The following is an 18198-nucleotide window of genomic DNA, read 5'->3' as shown; positions in this document are numbered from 1 at the left end:
TCCAATCTTCATGAACATATTTTCGTTTATAAAACCATACCGAATCCCTATAGCTGCGGCGCTGAGTTTGATGCTTGTTGAGTTAGCCGTTGAACTTGTCCAGCCGCTGCTGATGGCGAAGATCATCGATGAAGGAATCGCTGAGAGGGATTTGGACACGGTCATCAAATGGGGAGGAGTCATGCTGGGCATTTCGCTGCTGGCTTTTGCCTCGGGAATCACAAATTCATTTATCGCTGCCCATGCAGGCCAAAGCTTTGGTTATGATTTGCGTGAGAAGCTCTTTGCCAAGGTACAGTCTTTTTCCTTTACCAACTTTAGCAGCTTCCCTGCATCTTCTTTAATCACAAGGATTACGAATGATGTGACGCAGCTGCAAAACACATTGTTCATGAGTCTCCGGATCGCGATGCGCGCACCGCTTCTCGTCATTGGCGGAATTACTATGGCGATGCTAGTCAATGTAAAACTTGCCCTCGCATTTGTCGTCATCATTCCACCGCTCCTGATTTTTCTTGTTTGGATCATGACTAAGTCAGTTGGATTATTTAAAAGCGTACAGAAGCGCCTAGATAAAGTGAATGGTGTCATGCGTGAGAACCTTGTGGGCATGAGGCTGATCAAGGCATTCGCGAGGGGCAGCCATGAAGGAACAAGATTCCAGAAGGCAAATAATAAGCTGAAGGATAAAACGGTATTTGCGCTCAGAGTAACCGAGACAACCATCCCAATATTGTTGCTCTTCATGAATTTGAGTGTCATCGCTGTCCTTTGGTTCGGAAAAGTTGAAGTTCAGACTGGAGCAGTATCTGTAGGTGAGGTAGTGGCGATCGTCAACTATTCTACGAGGATTACGACTGCATTTTCGATGTTTTCATGGATCATCATGGTTTTTTCAAGGGCAAGAGCGTCTGCTGAGCGTATTACCGATGTTTTAAATGAAGAAATCGACTTGCAGGATTCCGCGGAAAGCCGCGAGGAATATGGGATCACTAAAGGAAAAATTGAATTTGATCATGTTTCCTTCCAGTTTCCAAATACAAACATCCCGATTTTGCGTGATTTGTCATTCTCCATTGAACCTGGAGAAACCGTTGCAGTCCTTGGTGCCACTGGTGCAGGCAAGACGGCAATGTTCCAGTTGATTCCGCGCCTGTATGATGTAACGGGCGGAGAAATTCGCATTGACGGCCGTGATATTAAAGCAATAAAGCTTAAAAGCCTTAGAGAGCAGATAGGCTATGTTCCGCAGGAAGCGTTGTTGTTCACCGGCTCAATTAAAGAGAACCTTGCGTGGGGAAAAGAAGATGCTACTTATGATGAAATGGTGGATGCGGCAGCCAATGCCCAAATCCACGAGACCATTGAAAAACTGCCAGACAAGTACGAAACACTGTTGGGCCAAAAGGGTGTGAATCTGTCAGGCGGACAAAAGCAGCGCTTGTCGATTGCGAGAGCGTTGATCAAGAATCCGAAAATCCTGCTGCTCGATGACAGCACAAGCGCACTTGATTTAAAAACTGAAGCAAAACTGTTAAATGCGATAAGCAAATACAAATGCACGACCTTGATCATTACTCAAAAAGTAAGCACAGCTAAAGAAGCGGATAAAATCCTGCTTATTGAAGATGGAGCTTTGACCGATTCCGGTGACCATGAATTTTTGTTAAAGCACTCTAAACTTTATCAAGCCATTTATGGATCACAGTTTGGGGAGGTGAAGGCAGAGTGTTAAGAAAGCAAGAAGCAAGCAAAGTTGACAATGAAAGAAAACCATCCCGCGGACTTGGGGCGACTATCAAGAGAATTTGGTCGTATCTTGCAGATCATAAAAGCTTGATGATTTTGGTGCTTATGATGGTAGTCGTCAGCTCTGCACTCGCCCTTCTCGGCCCTTTTCTGATTGGCTGGGGAATTGATGAATATTTTGCAACAAAATCAACTGATGGTTTCACCTGGCTGTTAATCGGGCTCGCTGCTGTTTATGGATTCCATTCATTATCGTTATGGCTCCAAAGCTACTGGATGATCGGGATTGCACAGAAGACAGTATATACAATGCGAAAACAGCTTTTTACCCATTTTCATAAACTGCCGATTGATTTTTTCAATAAACGCCAGCATGGCGAGTTAATGAGCAGGATAACCAATGATATAGAGAATGTCAGCGCTACTCTTAACTCCTCTGTCATCCAGATTTTTTCGAGTGTGCTGACTCTGGTGGGAACACTCGCTGTGATGATCTGGTTGAGCCCGCTGCTTACACTAGTAACAATGATCATCGTGCCTTTAATGTTCTGGGGAATGAAATGGATCACAAATAGAACAGGAAAACTCTATAAGGAACAGCAGCGCCGTCTCGGTGAGATGAATGGTTATATAGAAGAAACAATTTCCGGGCAGAAAATCATTAAATCCTTCTCGCAGGAAGCCAAGGTCATTGAAGAATTCCGAATAAAAAATGAACAATTAAAGCAATCAGGATATTGGGCACAGACATTTACTGGCTTCATTCCTAAATTGATGAATATGCTCAATAACCTCAGTTTTACCATAGTGGCTGCAGTTGGGGGCTACTTCGCCTTGAAGGGAATGGTATCGATTGGTACCATCGTCATCTTCACTGAATACTCGAGGCAATTCACAAGACCCCTGAATGACTTGTCCAATCAGTTCAACACACTGCTTTCGGCGGTGGCAGGAGCTGACAGGGTGTTTGATATCCTCGATACTGACGAGGAAGCAATCGATGAAAGCGAAGCTAGTGCACTTTCGGTTATCGCAGGAGAAGTAGAATTTAAAGCAGTCTCCTTTTCGTATGAAAAAGGCGGCGATACTGTTTCAGATTTGTCTTTTAAAGCGGAAGCGGGGGAAAGTGTTGCTCTAGTTGGGCCGACAGGAGCGGGGAAGTCAACGATCATTAATTTGATTTCACGCTTTTATGAGCCAGAAAGTGGCATAATCTTGATTGACGGGAATGACAGCAAAAAAATCACCCGGGAAAGCTTGCGCACGCAAATGGCCTTTGTCCTTCAGGATTCGTTTCTTTTTCAGGGAAGCATCAGGGAAAACATCCGATATGGAAGGCTAGATGCTACTGATGAAGAAGTTGAGCAGGCAGCTAAGGCTGCGAATGCCCATTCTTTTATTGCGAGGCTTCCAGATGGCTATGACACAGAATTAAGCCAGGATGATGCCGGAATCAGCCAGGGTCAAAAGCAGCTGTTATCAATCGCCAGAGCCATCCTTGCTGATCCATCGATTTTAATTTTGGATGAAGCAACGAGCAGTATCGATACCATTACAGAGCTTAAGATCCAGGAAGCCCTCCAGCTTTTGCTGAAGGGGAGGACCAGTTTCATCATTGCCCACAGGCTGAACACAATCAAGAATGCTGACCAGATCATCGTGATCGAAAGCGGACATATCATAGAGAAAGGCAGCCATGAAGAACTCCTTGAACAAGAAGGTTTTTACCATGGATTATATACGAGCCAGCTGGAGAAAAAATGTTAATGAATTCTTAGAAGGGGAGCCTGCGGGCCTCCTTTTCTTTTGCTCTGCAGATTATTTCAGCTCAGTTTGCGGCTGTCCAAGACGCTTGCACTTTATGTTCGTAAATGTGACAAATTTCCCGGGGAATAGAGGATTCATGACAAGTGTGTCGTATTGTATAAAGTAAAGATAGGACCTCTTCGAATGGAGAAGATATGATGCTCGTTGAGAAACTGTTATTAAATGTATTGATTATCCTTATGCCTATTTTTATTCATAGTCTCCTTTTTGATAATAAGAGGGTTGGAAAATCTCCTTACTTGTGTGGGATACTTCAAAGTATTTCCCTGATACTTAGCCTTGCTTTTTCTTTCGAAGAGGGCGGGTTGTACTGGGATTTACGTTACGTTCCATTAGTCCTGGCATTTTTATATGGAGGACCAATATCTGGCGGGATGGTGTTATTTGCTTATCTGGCAACAAGGACACTTATGGGTGGAGACCTTCTTCTTGGATACGCAAGTGGTTTTCTCGCAACGATCATCCCTTTTATCTTCATGAAAAAGTTTTGGAAGCTTGATTCAAAAAAAAGGATCAGGACAGCAGTTTTTGTTGGTTTTTGGCCATCCTTTGCCATGTTAATGATCCTCGTTATACATATTTTCACTAATGATGCACCAGCAGAAGACACTAACAAAATTATGTTGAATGTTGCCATCTTTGGAGCGATCCAAGTTTTTGCGGTCTGGGTTGCCGCGATTTTAAATGAATCGTTGATTGAGAAAGCATTGATGAGGCAAGAAATCCTGAGGGCGGAAAAATTAAATACACTGGGAGAACTGGCAGCATCAATCGCTCACGAAATCCGGAATCCGCTAACGGTTGTAAAAGGATTCCTGCAGATGATGCACAAACAAGAAAAAGGCGACAATTATTACTACTTAAGTCTGGTCCTGACAGAGCTTGGAAGGGCCGAATCCATCATAAATGATTACTTGAATTTTGCTAAGCCGCAATTTGAAAAGCTTGAGGATGCACAGCTAGCAGAAATCATTACTGAGGTTACTTTGCTCCTTGAAGCTTTTGCAGCGAAGGTGAACGTCCAGGTTAATGTTCAACTCAATTGGGGAGTGTTTGTGCAAACCGATCGGAATCAGTTAAAACAAGCACTGGTAAACATCATAAAAAATGCGATCGAAGCCACTGAAGAAGGCGGCGAAGTTACAATCAGCCAGACATCGTCAGGGTCTGAATCATACATAAAAATTACAGATACAGGAAAAGGAATGGACAGTGAGCAGATCGCCAGGCTAGGCACATTGTTTTATACAACGAAGGATAAAGGGACCGGACTGGGAACTTCCGTTTCTATAAAAATTATCGAAGCGATGGGCGGGATGATTTCCTATAGAAGCGAACTCGGTGTTGGGACAGAAGTGACCATCATTTTACCTTCGTTCAGACATTTTCCAGCGGATGAGGGTAATGAGATAAAAATGAATAATGAAATATAAAAATAGCCCCAAAAATTTTTCGGGCTGTTTTTATTTTATGAGAAAGGCTGTGTCAAAGCTGGTAGCAGAAATTTATAGACGAGATTAAAAAATTCATTAGAAAAAGCGAACCGGAATCCGGTTCGCTTTCGAGTAACTTGCTACTCCACAAGATGTATATTTTCATCAATTATAAACTGTGCCGCGGTACAAAATTCCACTTGACCATTTTTAAACCTAAACGACGCAAGCCCTACCTCTCTTGCATCCTAACGGCTCCGAAGCCGATCCAGTGTGAATAAGTTGTTACCTAAAAAATAAAAGCAGAACGCCATTAAATGTTTACATTGTCTATCGATGTGTTTCAAGTTACTTCTTCATTGGCGAAGCTTACTTATTATATTTCATTTTCCAGCTGCTGTCAACTGATTTATTGGATTTAAAATGGAAGCAGTAGACGATTATTGTTTTCGCAAGCTTTCTTGTGCCATTTTCACAAGCTCCCGCACCATGCCTCCACCAAGGCGACCGCCGACTTTTCCAGCTTCACGTGTTGTAAGCCCGCCATTATCTCCTTTTGTCAAAGGGACACCAATTTCTTTAGCTGTTTCGAATTTTGCATCCTCAGCTTTCATCGTTCCAGCAACCTGTGCCTTAAGATCATCCAATGCCTGCCTAGCTTCAGGGACTAGAATTTTATTTCTTCTCGCCATCGAAAATCCCTCCGTGTGGATAGGTAATTACCTATTTGGCTTATTATTTGCCATTTTACTGTTTATTATTGCTTTTTCTTAATCTTGGTTGCTCTTACTGCTGAAAAGACTTTATCAGTTAAGTTTGATTCAGCTGGAGAGAGGGTAAATATAGTTGAAAAAATTATCCCCACAGTTATCAACAGCTAAAAGTGTTGGTTTTTGAGTAGTCCACAGGTTTATACACATTATCCACAAAAGGGTCACTAGAAATGAATTTCTAGTTAAAAGGCTGTTAAATAAAGCTATGAACAACATTATTAACATTATCCACAGATTTGTGGATAATGTTCCGTTGTACGATGTGCTTTATCTAAATTTTTATTTTGAACAATTGGTGAAATCCATTGTTTTAATTTGAAGAAGAAGTTATAGTAGGATTATCAAAAGTTAGTGAAAACATTCACAAATTAACCTTCCCTTTACTAACTGATGACACATTTCCCCTCCCCTAAAATACAAGGAGGCAGCAGGAAAGAATCCTGCTGCCTCCTTGTATTTTAGGGTTATTTTCTTCTTTTGGCACGTCCATCAGCTGCTTTTGAACGGGCCAAGGCTTCTAGATCAGCCTGGTCGGCAAGCTCACGATTGAATTCTACATCGATTCCTTCTGATTTCATGTTTTTAGGAACCTGTGGAAGTGATGCTTTATTTCGACCGCGTGATTTTTGTCCTCTGGAACGTCCCATTCGAAAAAACCCCTTTCTAATTTAAAAAGTACGGAAATGATTATTTCCGTACTTTTATGGTCTGCCAAATGGGTTTTCTTAATGCCTATAATCTCTTTCCAGCAGTGTAACCGGCAGCCCTGTCAGCCTTTTTGAACTCGTGGCTGTATGTAACTTCCTGCATGCTTGATAAAGTACTTTTTGTCTTATCCCGTTTCTTCTTTTCCATGTTGGACACCCTTTCCAAAATGATTTACTTTACCAGTATCTCCTTCTTGAAAAGGATTAAACGGAATTATTTTCCGAAAATATCCTTTAACGCCTCCTTAAGATGGAGGTAACGGAATACAAAACCTGCCCTTAGGAGCTTTTCTGGGTGGACACGTTGTCCTTCTAGCACTAATATGCTCATTTCACCTAGCAGCATTTTTAGGATGAAGGAGGGAACCGGCATCCAATGCGGCTTTTGCAAAACTGAAGCCAAAGTTTTTCCAAACTGATCCATTGTAACAGGTGAGGGAGCTGAAAAGTTAACCGGACCTTTTAAATCTTTATTATCGATCGCAAACATGATCCCGCTGACTGCATCCTGGATGTGGATCCATGACAGCCATTGCTTTCCAGATCCAATTTTCCCTCCTCCGAAAAGTTTGTATGGAAGAACCATCCGCGGCAGGGCTCCGCCATGCTTATCCAAAATGACTCCAAATCGACAAAGAACAACGCGGACCCCAAGGTCTTCAGCCTGGCTTGCAGCCCCTTCCCACTTTTCGACTGTCTCAGCAAGAAAATCATTCCCTGCAGGTGCTTGTTCAGTAAACTCTTCAGTAAGAGATGTCCCATAGAAACCAACAGCGCTGGCATTTACAAGTACCTCAGGTTTTTTTATCAATTTTTTAAGGATCCCTTTGACTTCAGAAGTGGCCTGCAGCCGGCTGTCGAGGATTTTACGTTTGTAGTCATCTGTCCAGCGGCTGTTAATCGTCGCACCTGCTAGATTCACAATGGCGTCAATCCCCTCAAGCTCCAACTCAGGCTGGTCGCCCTCGTTAAGCCAGCTAACATATTTAGGATTTAGACTGCTATTTGAACTCGCCTTATTTCGGGTTAAAATAAACACCTCATGACCACTGTTGATCATTTCCCTGCTCAGTGCTTTCCCCACAAGACCAGTCCCGCCCGTGATCGCTATTTTCATTAAAATACCTCCCAAATGATTAGCTCTTTTTAATATAGTACTTCTTTTAAAATGATAAACCTTCTTTGAATGTGTTAAAGTTTCATTAGAGGTGAATAACATGCCGGTTATTTCTAAAATCACCGTTCAAAAGCACAATAAGGATCGATATAGTATCTTTACCGACAGCGGAAGAGGGGAAGAGTATGCCTTCAGTGTGGATGAAGATGTACTCATTAAGTATCAATTGAAAAAAGGGATGGAGCTGGATGATTTTGCGGTAACGGAAGTGCTTTTCCAGGATGATATCCGCAAGGCATATAATACGGCGATCAATTATTTGGCACACCGTATGAGGTCAGAGTACGAAGTTCGGGATTACCTGAAGAAAAAAGAAGTTGCCGACCCAGTCATAAAAGAAGCAGTCCATAAATTGTATGAATTAAAATTTTTAAATGACGAAGAATTTGCCAATGCATTTGTACGGACACAACTCAATACAACTGATAAAGGTGCAGAGGTAATAAAAATGGAGTTGAAAGAAAAGCGCATATCTCCAGAAATCATCTCCAAGGTTGTTGAGGAGGTTTCCTTTGATGATCAGCTTGAAAAGGCAATAAAACTTAGTGAAAAATATGCCCAGAAAAATAAAAAGGATTCGTCGCGGATTTTAAAGCAGAAGATTGAGCAAATGCTGCAAAGAAAAGGGTACTCTTTTGCGATCATCCGAGCCGCGTTAGATGAAACGGATGTAGAAAAAGAAAATGACGATGAAATGGATGCGCTTAGGCTGCAGGGAGAAAAGCTTCACAATAAATATAGCAAGCTGCCAGGCCGTGAGTACAGACAGAAAATGAAGATGGCGTTGTACCGAAAAGGGTTTCCAATGGAAATGATTGATGAGTTCATTTCTGAAAAGGAAAATGAAGACTAAAAAATCATGACACTCGTCATGATTTTTTTGATTCTATGACTATTTCATCTTTCTCGAGATTATTGATAATGATTGCTGCTACTTCAGCTGGTGCCCGGAACCTTGAAGGATCTGCCACATGGTCGCTGCTTTCCCAGAATGGAGTATCCATTCCTCCCATATAAGCCGCTACAAAACGGATTCCCGTTCCTTCATATTCCTTTTGCAGGCTTTCGGTAAATCCTCTTACAGCAAATTTGCTCGAGCAGTAAACGGCTTCATTTTTCTTGCCTCGCAATCCAGCAGTTGAAATAATATTGATTACCAGGCCATCTTTATTCATTTCTAAATAAGGGAGGATGGCTTTTGTCATATGGATGGTCCCGATGACATTCGTCTGGAACATTTCTTCAATTTCTTGGTCTGAGATATCCGAAAATGGACCGAAATAACCGACACCAGCATTATTGACCAGTCCGTAAATTTTATGATTCTTGTTTACAAGCAGCGCCTTTTCTTTTATATCCTCGAGGTTGCGGATATCAAGTGCAATAGTTGATGCACTTCCCCCGGATTGTTCAATTTGAGTTTGGACTTCCTTAAGCTTATCTTCAGTTCTTCCAGTTAAGATCATATGGTAGCCTTGTCCTGCTAAAAGCAGGGATAGTTCTTTACCCAAGCCGGACCCGGCCCCAGTTACGATGATTGTCTTCATGGTAGCCTCCTTAAAATAACATGCTATAATTTAGTTATATCTTAAATGTATATAGGTTAAAAGCGAGAACAATCCAGGAGTGAAAAATATGAGCAGAGAAAAACGTTACAGCGAGATGACTGACTATGAATTGAACCAGGAAATTGCCAGCCTTCGTGACAAGGCTAGAAAGGCAGAGCAGATGGGAATGATAAGTGAGCTTGCAGTTTATGAAAGGAAAATTGCCATGGCAAAATCATATATGCTGGACCCTGATGATTTTAAGTCAGGTGAAATTTATCAAATAGATGGAGACCCTGGCTCCTATTTCAAGATTGATTATATGAATGGAGTTTTCGCCTGGGGGTCACGGACTGGCGGCGAAGAAAAAGAAGAAGCTCTACCGATTTCATTATTGATAAAGCTGGAGCAAAACCAGAAATAACTTCTGGCTTTGCCCGCAAAACTTCTTCACCTGCAGTCATTGCAGTCACATAGACAGAAGTCTTTTTAATGATCCTTTATTGCGGCTGATGTATCATCTTCGCGGTGGGAGGAAGCATACATCCGTTCCTGTGGATGAGTATTGATTGTGCCATCAGCCCTTTTTGAGGCGTATTCAGCTTTTGCCCGAGGCTCGCCTTCGAACTTGTTGTTGTTCTGGTTAGGGAAGTTGGTGACTTTATTTCGCATATTGGCCTCCGTGATGGGGTAAAATTACGTGTATGCCTAATAGCTGCACGCATTTATAGTATTGGATAAACGCATCCAATGCATGACTACATAAAAAATTGGCAAAGGGTGATCTGCATGCATGAATATCATGAACGACTAGCCAACCTGCTGCTGGATAAAAACAGCGGAATCACTTATGAACAGGCTTTGACATGGGTGGAGCTTTTGTGGGGAGACTTTGAAGCAACCTACGCAAAAGCTGGCCATGATTACATGGGCAGTGAAATGACTGAAAAGGTTGTCCGACAATGGATAGAAAATTATGGAGGGCAGCTTCATGAATTTGTCGCGAGGAATCCTAAGTACAAGCATTTATTAGAACACGACTCTGACGGACCAAAACCGAATTAAACTAAAATCCCCGGCAGACTCCATGTCTGACGGGGATTTTTTACGAGATAAGAAAGTATAAATTTCACTTCGAGAAATGTCCAGCTCCAGCGCCTAGCCAGCTTTCATCCCTGAGAGTCTTCCTCGAGTATCTTGCGAGAAGCGTTAGCTTTGAGCAGCTCGAGTCGCTTGTCCAGCTGCGGCTCCTAACTCCTCGAGACGCTTCGGTCCTGTCAATGAAGTCAAAGAACGACTTCACTGTCAGGCCTTCCAGCGCTTGTCGGAGTTGAACAGTCGCCTCCGCTTTTCGAATTGTCTAGTTTCGCCTCCTAGAAACTCCGAAACTTCAACTCCGCCGGCAGAAGCAAAAAGCGCTTCTTTGTCGGAGTCTCCAGTTTCTGCGTTTCTGGGCAGTCGGCTACACATTTCGATTTCGGTCCGCCCACTGAAGTTAAAGAAAGACTTCACCGGTCGGCCCTCCAGCGCTTGTCGGGGCTGACCAAGGCGCTTGCGCTTTTCTTAACCTTCTCCTGGTATGAACTCTAATTTCTTTCTAAGCTTCTCCTCGCTGTAAATCCAGCCGGTATAGGAGCTTAGAATATTCAATTCCTTGTTGAGGTTAACGACAGCGACAAATGGATAGTGTCCATTGCTGCGATATCGTAAATCGATGAATCGGACTTCATAGTAATCATCATATTCATCGCATTCCCAGCGATAAACGGGAGAGAATGAAAGGAAAGCTGAAAGATTTTTGTCCTGCTTTGCTGCTTCCAGTACCGGGGTTTCCGGGACAGGGACACGGTTAAACTGATCTAAAACCCTTACATGGCTTTTGTGTGCGCGTCCTACAAAGAATTGATGCTTGTTCATGACTGCTACTCTCCAATGATTGAATTTCATTGTTGGAGCAATGATAATCTCAGTGGCGTCTGGAACAATCTGTTCAACTGCCCGTTTCACTCGGTGTTTCATGATGAACCGGTAAATATAGTAGAAGACCAAGATCGCGTATATCGTCAGGAATGTGTACCCTGGATGAGCGCCAAATGCCCAGAGAAATAATCCGACAACATGAATCGCAAAGATAATCGGGTCAAACGTGTTGATTATTCCCAGTGCGACCCATTTCGACGAAAAAGGCCTTAATGCCTGAGTGCCATAAGCGTTGAAAATGTCGACAAAAACATGAAGGAATACAGCAATAAATGTCCAAATCCATAAATGCAGCAGATTTGCTTCTGGATGGAAAAAATAGATTGCCCCAGTAATAAGTAATGGCCACAGAAGCACAGCCGGAATCGAATGGGTGATTCCACGATGATTCCGTATATAAACGGCATTATTTCTAAGCTTCAATACTGTATCGATATCAGGGATTTGAGAGCCAACAAGAGTTGCGATTAAGACACTGCTGGCTGTGGCGGTGCTTTCGCTGACAGCAGGATCAAGAGTAGCCAATCCGCCTAGAGCGAATCCCATTACAACGTGGGTTCCTGTATCCAAGGAAACCGCCTCCTTTTCAAAGTATTTTTTAACAGGTAAAAGTTCTTGTCACAATCGGAATAATAGTTTACTTTTAAAGGGCTGTATCGATGAGTATGCCCTTTGCGAATGAATCTTTTCATAAAGGAGCTGTACCTTATGATTCAAATGATTATCCAGTATGAAGTAAAACAAAATTTGCTTGGACAATATCGTGAGGCAATGGATAAAATCTCCGCGATGCTTCCGGATTTTGAGGCGGATATGTTTTCCTTCAGCCAATCGGATCAACGGAATATTTTCATTGAATCATTCTATGTCCCCACTGAGGCCCATTACCATGCATTGAAAAAAATGCGTCTTTCCCGGTCCCATACAGTCTTTGGACGGCTGGAGGATTTTGTACCAGGAGGCCTTGAATGTATTGGCTTTATGGCCATTAAGCAGAAACGTTAATATTATATTCCCAAATTTCCGGAAAGTTTAACACCTGGAGGAACAAAAGTGGCAACTGACATCAAGAAAAGTATAGATAAAATGGATATAAAATCCTTTCAGGATGATTTGATAGGATGGTTTGCGAGTGAGCAGCGTGAACTGCCATGGAGAAAAGACCAGGATCCTTACAAAGTTTGGGTATCTGAAATCATGCTGCAGCAAACGAGAGTAGATACCGTCATCCCATATTTTACTCGTTTTTTGGAAAATTTCCCAACGATTGAAGCGCTGGCGAATGCCGATGAAGAAAAGGTGCTGAAGGCATGGGAAGGACTCGGTTATTATTCCCGGGTTAGGAATTTGCAATCCGCCGTCAGGGAAGTCCATGAAAAATATAGCGGGATTGTGCCGGATTCACCTGAAGGGATTTCATCTTTAAAAGGCGTAGGTCCTTACACTGCCGGAGCCATATTAAGCATTGCTTATGGAAAGCCTGAACCGGCTGTTGATGGAAACGTCATGCGGGTTTTGTCGCGAATTTTATTGATATGGGATGATATTGCTAAGCCCTCAACCCGTAAAATCTTTGAAGAGGCTGTAAGAAAACTGATTTCTCATGAAAATCCTTCATTCTTCAATCAAGCGTTGATGGAGCTGGGTGCGCTCATTTGTACCCCAACATCCCCATCTTGCCTGCTCTGCCCAGTAAGGGAGCACTGCCAGGCATTTCACGAAGGTGTCCAGAAGGAATTGCCGGTAAAAACAAAAAAGAAAACTCAGAAGGCTGTCCAGCTTGCAGCGGGAATTTTTACGGATGGAAAAGGAAGGATTCTCATTCGGAAAAGACCTGAATCCGGTCTGCTCGCGAACCTTTGGGAGTTCCCGACTGTTGAGCTGACCCTCGATTTTCAGAGGCAGCGGGACCAGCTTGCAGAACACTTTGAAGAAAGCTATGGAGTTAAGCCAAATGTCAATGATTCAATTGGGCAAATAGACCATGTATTCTCGCATTTGGTTTGGAACGTTCAAGTATACAGCGGCATTTTTTCAGGGGGAGTTCCAGAAGGTCCGCAGCTAAAGCTAGTGAACCAGGAAGAAATCCAGGAGTTTGCCTTCCCTGTACCATACCAAAAAATGCTGAAGCAATACCTGGACTTTAAAAAGGCTGACTAACCATTGGGGTTAGCAGCCTTTTTCTTCTAAAATGAGGCCTTGGAAATTGTCAAACTCCAGTCCGGTCATATGGCAATCCTTCAAAACAGTTAAACAATACCTTCACACGGTTTCGCTCATGATTGTCGATGGCTGGAGGATCATTGTGAGTTTATTAATCGTAGCTCACTTTAGTGCCATGTGTGTAATCAGCTTCATGGCGGTTCAACCCGCCTCTCCGCTCGATTTCTTTAACAATTTCCCTGTGAATCGATTGTCCTTCCGCATTGAGGTATGGAACCATCTGCTGCAGCGAGTGGTGGAAGAAAGCCAATTCACTTTCTTTCCAATCTGTTTTGGACATCATCGTCAATTCTGTCATATCGCGGCCTACATACATCAGGAATCATCCTTTCATTAGATTATCAACCTACAGGTTAGTGTTTTCACCCTGGGGAGTTTTTATCAAAGTAGTTATATGCTCTGAGGATTTTTTCCTCATTGTCTTATATACCTGAAAAAGCTAAAATGAAACAAATATAGAAAGGTTAAACTTCCTTGCCAGGAAGTTTAACTGAAAAGAAGGGATTTTTTATATGACGCAAAAAGTTGCATTGATTACGGGAAGCAGCCGGGGAATCGGCAGGGCAGCTGCCATCAGGCTAGCAAAAGAGGGATATGACATCGTTGTCAATTATGCGCGGAGCAGATCGGCAGCGCAGGAAACGGCGGAGGAAATCGAAGCTCTTGGAAGAAAAGCACTTGTTATCAAAGCGAATGTTGGTGATGTCAGCAAAATCAAGGCGATGTTTGAACAAATTGATGCGGAGTTCGGACGGCTGGATGTATTCGTCAACAATGCAGCATCAGGAGTATTGCGTCCGGCAATGGAGCTCGAGGAATCTCATTGGGACTGGACGATGAACATCAACAGCAAGGCGCTTTTGTTTTGTGCCCAGGAAGCGGCCAAGCTGATGGAAAGGAATGACGGCGGCAAAATCGTCAGCATCAGTTCACTTGGTTCAATCCGCTATTTAGAGAACTACACAACTGTAGGGGTGTCAAAAGCAGCTCTTGAAGCCTTGACACGCTATCTGGCAGTCGAGCTTGCCCGCAAAAATATCGTCGTTAACGCAGTATCGGGTGGCGCTGTCGATACCGAAGCGCTGACACACTTCCCGAACAGGGAGGAGCTGCTGGCTGAGGCCAGGGAAAAAACTCCTGCTGGAAGAATGGTCGAAATTGACGATATGATTAATGCCGTCATGTTCCTGTTGAAGGATGAATCGAGCATGATCAGAGGACAGACTATTATCGTTGACGGCGGAATTTCATTGTTGGTATAAAAAATGGTTATTGGTTAATTTTGGTATAAAAAAATCGGATAGCTCACCCCACGGCTGGTTAATCTAATATTCGTGGAGGTGATAACAATGGCAAAACAACCTAATCAATCTCAAGCTGGAACAAACATTCAGCAGGTGAGACAACAGAACGCTCAATCTGCAAAAGGCCAACAATACGGCACTGAATTCGCGAGCGAAACAAACGCTCAAGAAGTTCGTCAGCAAAACCAGCAAGCTGAAGCTCGCAAAGGTCAAAACTCTGGCCAACAGAACTAATATCACCTTTAAATGAAAGGCACTCTTTATTCGAAGAGTGCCTTTTCCATTGGAATAGTTTTCAGTGCCCGCTCAAAGATTTAATTGCCTTAAGAGTGAACAACCGGGTTTCCCTTGTAAAGAAGGTACCTCGATAAAATATGACTAATCCGAGCTTTCATATTTCATGTGACTCATTCGACAAAGGTTCCGAATCCTCTACATAAATAGTCAAAGGAATTCCATTTCCATCCCCGAATACTTTAAAAGATAAATTTTACAGGCGGTGGAAGAGCATGGATAAATTTAACGAATTGGTTTCTACTCAAATGCAAACAATGGAAAAACTTCTATATCTGCAGTCTGAATTGGAACGGTGCCAGGAGATTGAAAAGCAGCTTGATGCACTTAAGCAATATGCCGAACTGGAGGAGCTTCGCACGGAAATTGACCGGAAGAAGCTGGAGCTGCAGGAAATCCACCGGATGTTTGAAAAACAGACTGAGGAAGTCATTCATACTTATCAGCAGCTTGCCGTAACTTTCCGCTAGCCATGCCAATTGATTTAATTTCTTCAATGTTCTATGAAAAAAGTGAATTTTTATAAAAATATAGGCAATTTTAATGGGTCATCGATGGAAATCGGTGGCTCTTTTGTTTTAAATTCTCTCTTTAACCGTTATAATAATAAAAAATAGGAATCGTTCTTTGTTGCCTTTTGTCGTTTTTCGATTTTTCTAGATAAATATACATTGATAGGTTGCAAAGTTTCCGGGAAAGGAAAGTAGGGGAGAAGAACATGGGCGTACCCATTGAAGGTGAATCTGTCCAAATCCATAGTTATAAGCATAATGGGCACATCCATCGAGTCTGGGAAGAAACAACCGTCTTAAAGGGAACACAAAATCTTGTGATCGGCGGTAATGACCGGACAGTCGTGACTGAGTCAGACGGCAGAACCTGGATTACTAGAGAGCCTGCAATCTGTTACTTCCACTCTCAACTGTGGTTCAACGTTATAGGCATGATTCGGGAAGATGGCGTGTATTATTATTGCAATATTAGTTCTCCATTTATTTTTGATGGAGAGGCGCTGAAATATATTGACTATGATCTCGATATTAAGGTTTTTCCTGATATGACATTTAATTTACTCGATGAAGATGAATATGAGCGCCACCGAAAGGAAATGCAATATCCTGATGTGATTGATAAAATCTTGAAATACAATGTTGAAAAACTTAAGCGCTGGATCAGACAGAGGAAGGGTCCGTTTGCGCCTGATTTCATTGACATTTATTATGAACGGTATTTGACTTATCGTCGATAACATCCAGGATAGATAAAGTTCAGCCTGTTGATTGGTTTCAACAGGTTTTTGTTTCGTAATAAAGCAAGGCCAGGCTCCATAAGGGGGAACAATATTGGGCAGCATCCGCAGATACTTAAAATTCGTAAAGCCATACCGGCTGCAGATCATTGGAACGATCATCATCGGGATTCTTAAATTTGCGATTCCATTGATGATTCCATTATTAATTAAATTTGTGCTTGATGATGTCATTGCCAATGATGATTTAAGCACGTCGGAGAAATCAGACAGGCTTCTCTGGGTGATGGGCATCATGATTGTCGTGTTCGTGGTACTTCGTCCGCCGATTGAATATTATCGCCAGTATTTTGCACAATGGACAGCGAGTAAAATTCTTTATGACATTAGGGACCGGCTTTTTACTCATATGCAGCGCCTCAGCTTCAAGTATTATTCCAATACGAGGGCAGGAGAGGTCATCTCCAGGATGATCAATGATGTTGAACAAACGAAAACCTTCGTTGTTACCGGGTTGATGAACCTGTGGCTTGACGTTGCTACTATTTTGATAGCGGCTGCTATCATGTTCACGATGGACGTGAAGCTGACGTTTGTTTCCTTAATCCTGTTTCCTTTTTACGCTTTCTCGGTCAGATACTTTTTCGGTAACCTCCGCAAGCTGACCAGGACCCGTTCACAGGCGCTTGCTGAAGTTCAAAGCTATCTGCACGAACGGGTTGCTGGAATCTCAGTCATAAAAAGCTTTGCGATCGAGGATTACGAACAGACACAATTTGACCGCCAGAACAAAAACTTTTTATCGAAAGCATTAGAGCATACAAGCTGGAATGCGAAGGCATTTGCCGCCGTCAATACAATTACGGATATTGCTCCGTTATTGGTCATCGGCTTTTCAGGCTATCAGGTCGTTCAGGGTGAATTGACCATTGGTGAAATGGTAGCGTTCATTGCCTATATTGATCGGCTTTACAATCCGCTGCGCAGGCTCGTCAACTCTTCGACAACGTTGACCCAGTCGATTGCATCTATGGACCGTGTGTTTGAATTCATGGATGAAAAATATGATATTCAGGATTCAGCAGATGCGGTTGAACTGAAAAAAGTGCATGGCGATATTTCCTTTAATAATGTTAGCTTTGCATATGACGAAGGCGGAGAGAATGTCCTCAAGAATATTAAAATCGATGTTAAGAAGGGCGAAACGATAGCTCTTGTCGGAATGAGTGGAGGCGGAAAGTCGTCATTCGTCAGCTTGATGCCAAGATTCTTTGATGTGACAGAAGGAGCAATCCTTCTCGACGGCCAGGACATCCGTTCATTCAAGGTTCGGTCTCTTCGCGATAAAATCGGCATGGTTGCGCAGGATAATATTTTATTCAGTGAATCGGTAAAATCGAATATCTTGTTAGGAAAGCCAGAAGCAAGAGATGAGGAAGTTTTTGAAGCGGCAAAGGCAGCGAATGCGCACGAATTTATTATGAATCTGTCTGAAGGGTATGATACAAAAGTCGGGGAAAGGGGCGTGAAGCTTTCCGGAGGACAAAAACAGCGTGTGGCTATTGCGCGTGTATTCCTGAAAAATCCACCAATTTTGATCCTGGATGAAGCGACTTCAGCTCTGGACCTGGAGAGCGAGCACCTCATACAGGAAGCAATTGAAAAACTGGCGAAGGACAGGACTACCTTTATCGTCGCCCATCGATTATCAACAATTACTCATGCAGATAGGATTGTCCTGATTGAGTACGGGGAAATCGTTGAAGTTGGCAGCCATGAAGAACTGATGGCAAAACAGGGTGGCTACTACAGGCTGTTCCAAGTCCAGCAGCTGGAAAATTAAATAACTAGGAATACCGAAGCATGAGTGGCTTCGGTATTTTTTTATGAGTTAATCCAAATGTGATTGGAACCGAAAGCGTGAGATTCCTCAAA

At 42.8% G+C, this 18198-nt stretch carries 22 protein-coding genes; 13 read left to right on the top strand and 9 right to left on the bottom strand.

Translation table 11 applies throughout. The features are described 5' to 3' along the window. Positions 1 to 10 precede the first annotated feature (10 nt). The 3 genes from M3204_RS21730 to M3204_RS21720 all read left to right on the top strand — a co-directional run bounded on the left by M3204_RS21730 (position 11) and on the right by M3204_RS21720 (position 5009). Positions 11 to 1735 carry an ABC transporter ATP-binding protein gene (locus M3204_RS21730; protein ID WP_251487870.1) on the top strand — a complete coding sequence of 575 codons (1725 nt, stop codon included), beginning with the start codon at positions 11 to 13 and terminating at the stop codon, positions 1733 to 1735. Further along, positions 1729 to 3516 (top strand): ABC transporter ATP-binding protein, encoded by a 1788-nt coding sequence (locus tag M3204_RS21725; RefSeq protein ID WP_251487867.1) that lies wholly within the window; start codon positions 1729 to 1731, stop codon positions 3514 to 3516. The genes M3204_RS21730 and M3204_RS21725 overlap by 7 nt, the downstream gene beginning before the upstream one ends. 194 nt (positions 3517 to 3710) lie before the next feature. After that, complete coding sequence (locus M3204_RS21720; protein WP_353057607.1) at positions 3711 to 5009, top strand: ATP-binding protein; 1299 nt, start codon at positions 3711 to 3713, stop codon at positions 5007 to 5009. A gap of 440 nt (positions 5010 to 5449) precedes the next feature. On the opposite strand, the gene M3204_RS21715 is transcribed toward M3204_RS21720, so the two are convergent. From M3204_RS21715 to M3204_RS21700, 4 genes are all read right to left on the bottom strand, one after another. Further along, positions 5450 to 5701 (bottom strand): alpha/beta-type small acid-soluble spore protein, encoded by a 252-nt coding sequence (locus M3204_RS21715; protein WP_251487853.1) that lies wholly within the window; start codon positions 5699 to 5701, stop codon positions 5450 to 5452. A gap of 545 nt (positions 5702 to 6246) precedes the next feature. Beyond that, entirely contained in the window at positions 6247 to 6429 is a 183-nt protein-coding gene (locus M3204_RS21710) for a YfhD family protein (protein WP_251487838.1), read from the bottom strand. 85 nt (positions 6430 to 6514) lie between these two features. Beyond that, a complete protein-coding gene (locus M3204_RS21705; protein WP_251487835.1) occupies positions 6515 to 6637 on the bottom strand; it encodes a YfhE family protein in 123 nt (40 codons plus the stop codon). Positions 6638 to 6703: 66 nt separating this feature from the next. Beyond that, positions 6704 to 7606, bottom strand: a complete 903-nt coding sequence (locus M3204_RS21700; protein ID WP_251487833.1) for a TIGR01777 family oxidoreductase — start codon at positions 7604 to 7606, stop codon at positions 6704 to 6706. Between the two features lie 100 nt (positions 7607 to 7706). Here M3204_RS21700 and recX point away from each other — a divergent pair, with 100 nt between their 5' ends. Beyond that, a complete protein-coding gene (gene recX / locus M3204_RS21695; RefSeq protein ID WP_251487829.1) occupies positions 7707 to 8519 on the top strand; it encodes a recombination regulator RecX in 813 nt (270 codons plus the stop codon). 16 nt (positions 8520 to 8535) lie between these two features. Here the strand turns inward: recX and M3204_RS21690 are convergent, their stop codons facing one another. Beyond that, on the bottom strand, positions 8536 to 9213 hold the full coding sequence (locus tag M3204_RS21690; RefSeq protein ID WP_251487811.1) for an SDR family NAD(P)-dependent oxidoreductase: 678 nt from the start codon (positions 9211 to 9213) through the stop codon (positions 8536 to 8538). Between the two features lie 88 nt (positions 9214 to 9301). On the opposite strand from M3204_RS21690, the gene M3204_RS21685 reads away from it, so the two are divergent. Continuing rightward, positions 9302 to 9637, top strand: a complete 336-nt coding sequence (locus tag M3204_RS21685; protein WP_251487808.1) for a YfhH family protein — start codon at positions 9302 to 9304, stop codon at positions 9635 to 9637. Between the two features lie 65 nt (positions 9638 to 9702). Here M3204_RS21685 and M3204_RS21680 read toward each other — a convergent pair whose 3' ends face one another. Further along, on the bottom strand, positions 9703 to 9885 hold the full coding sequence (locus M3204_RS21680; RefSeq protein ID WP_251487805.1) for a small, acid-soluble spore protein K: 183 nt from the start codon (positions 9883 to 9885) through the stop codon (positions 9703 to 9705). A 117-nt stretch (positions 9886 to 10002) separates the two neighbouring features. On the opposite strand from M3204_RS21680, the gene M3204_RS21675 reads away from it, so the two are divergent. Then, the gene (locus M3204_RS21675; RefSeq protein WP_251487802.1) at positions 10003 to 10278 is read left to right on the top strand and encodes a YfhJ family protein; all 276 of its coding nucleotides are present in this window, start codon (positions 10003 to 10005) and stop codon (positions 10276 to 10278) included. Positions 10279 to 10518: 240 nt separating this feature from the next. Here M3204_RS21675 and M3204_RS21670 read toward each other — a convergent pair whose 3' ends face one another. Then, positions 10519 to 10725 (bottom strand): hypothetical protein, encoded by a 207-nt coding sequence (locus tag M3204_RS21670; RefSeq protein WP_251487798.1) that lies wholly within the window; start codon positions 10723 to 10725, stop codon positions 10519 to 10521. A 51-nt stretch (positions 10726 to 10776) separates the two neighbouring features. Then, positions 10777 to 11763: a metal-dependent hydrolase gene (locus M3204_RS21665; RefSeq protein WP_251487795.1), complete on the bottom strand. Its 987-nt coding sequence runs from the start codon at positions 11761 to 11763 to the stop codon at positions 10777 to 10779. Between the two features lie 138 nt (positions 11764 to 11901). On the opposite strand from M3204_RS21665, the gene M3204_RS21660 reads away from it, so the two are divergent. Both M3204_RS21660 and mutY read left to right on the top strand, forming a co-directional pair. Then, positions 11902 to 12198 carry a hypothetical protein gene (locus M3204_RS21660; RefSeq protein ID WP_251487792.1) on the top strand — a complete coding sequence of 99 codons (297 nt, stop codon included), beginning with the start codon at positions 11902 to 11904 and terminating at the stop codon, positions 12196 to 12198. Positions 12199 to 12279: 81 nt separating this feature from the next. Continuing rightward, the gene (gene mutY, locus M3204_RS21655; protein WP_251487914.1) at positions 12280 to 13353 is read left to right on the top strand and encodes an A/G-specific adenine glycosylase; all 1074 of its coding nucleotides are present in this window, start codon (positions 12280 to 12282) and stop codon (positions 13351 to 13353) included. Positions 13354 to 13507: 154 nt separating this feature from the next. Here the strand turns inward: mutY and M3204_RS21650 are convergent, their stop codons facing one another. After that, on the bottom strand, positions 13508 to 13732 hold the full coding sequence (locus tag M3204_RS21650) for a hypothetical protein (protein WP_251487789.1): 225 nt from the start codon (positions 13730 to 13732) through the stop codon (positions 13508 to 13510). 196 nt (positions 13733 to 13928) lie between these two features. On the opposite strand from M3204_RS21650, the gene fabL reads away from it, so the two are divergent. From fabL to M3204_RS21625, 5 genes are all read left to right on the top strand, one after another. Then, complete coding sequence (gene fabL / locus M3204_RS21645; RefSeq protein WP_251487786.1) at positions 13929 to 14678, top strand: enoyl-[acyl-carrier-protein] reductase FabL; 750 nt, start codon at positions 13929 to 13931, stop codon at positions 14676 to 14678. A gap of 87 nt (positions 14679 to 14765) precedes the next feature. After that, on the top strand, positions 14766 to 14954 hold the full coding sequence (locus tag M3204_RS21640) for a gamma-type small acid-soluble spore protein (RefSeq protein WP_251487783.1): 189 nt from the start codon (positions 14766 to 14768) through the stop codon (positions 14952 to 14954). 275 nt (positions 14955 to 15229) lie between these two features. After that, positions 15230 to 15484, top strand: coding sequence for a YgaB family protein (locus tag M3204_RS21635; RefSeq protein WP_251487781.1), 255 nt, complete (start codon positions 15230 to 15232; stop codon positions 15482 to 15484). 248 nt (positions 15485 to 15732) lie between these two features. Then, positions 15733 to 16263, top strand: coding sequence for a nucleoside tri-diphosphate phosphatase (gene ntdP / locus M3204_RS21630; protein ID WP_125481814.1), 531 nt, complete (start codon positions 15733 to 15735; stop codon positions 16261 to 16263). 94 nt (positions 16264 to 16357) lie between these two features. Continuing rightward, the gene (locus M3204_RS21625; protein ID WP_251487778.1) at positions 16358 to 18106 is read left to right on the top strand and encodes an ABC transporter ATP-binding protein; all 1749 of its coding nucleotides are present in this window, start codon (positions 16358 to 16360) and stop codon (positions 18104 to 18106) included. Positions 18107 to 18198 lie beyond the last annotated feature (92 nt).

Origin of the sequence: Mesobacillus subterraneus (genome assembly GCF_023715485.1) — a bacterium.
Classification (GTDB): Bacteria; Bacillota; Bacilli; order Bacillales; family Cytobacillaceae; genus Mesobacillus; species Mesobacillus subterraneus_B.
Note: the sequence above shows the minus strand (reverse complement) of the source record. Positions and strands in the feature narration are given on the sequence as shown.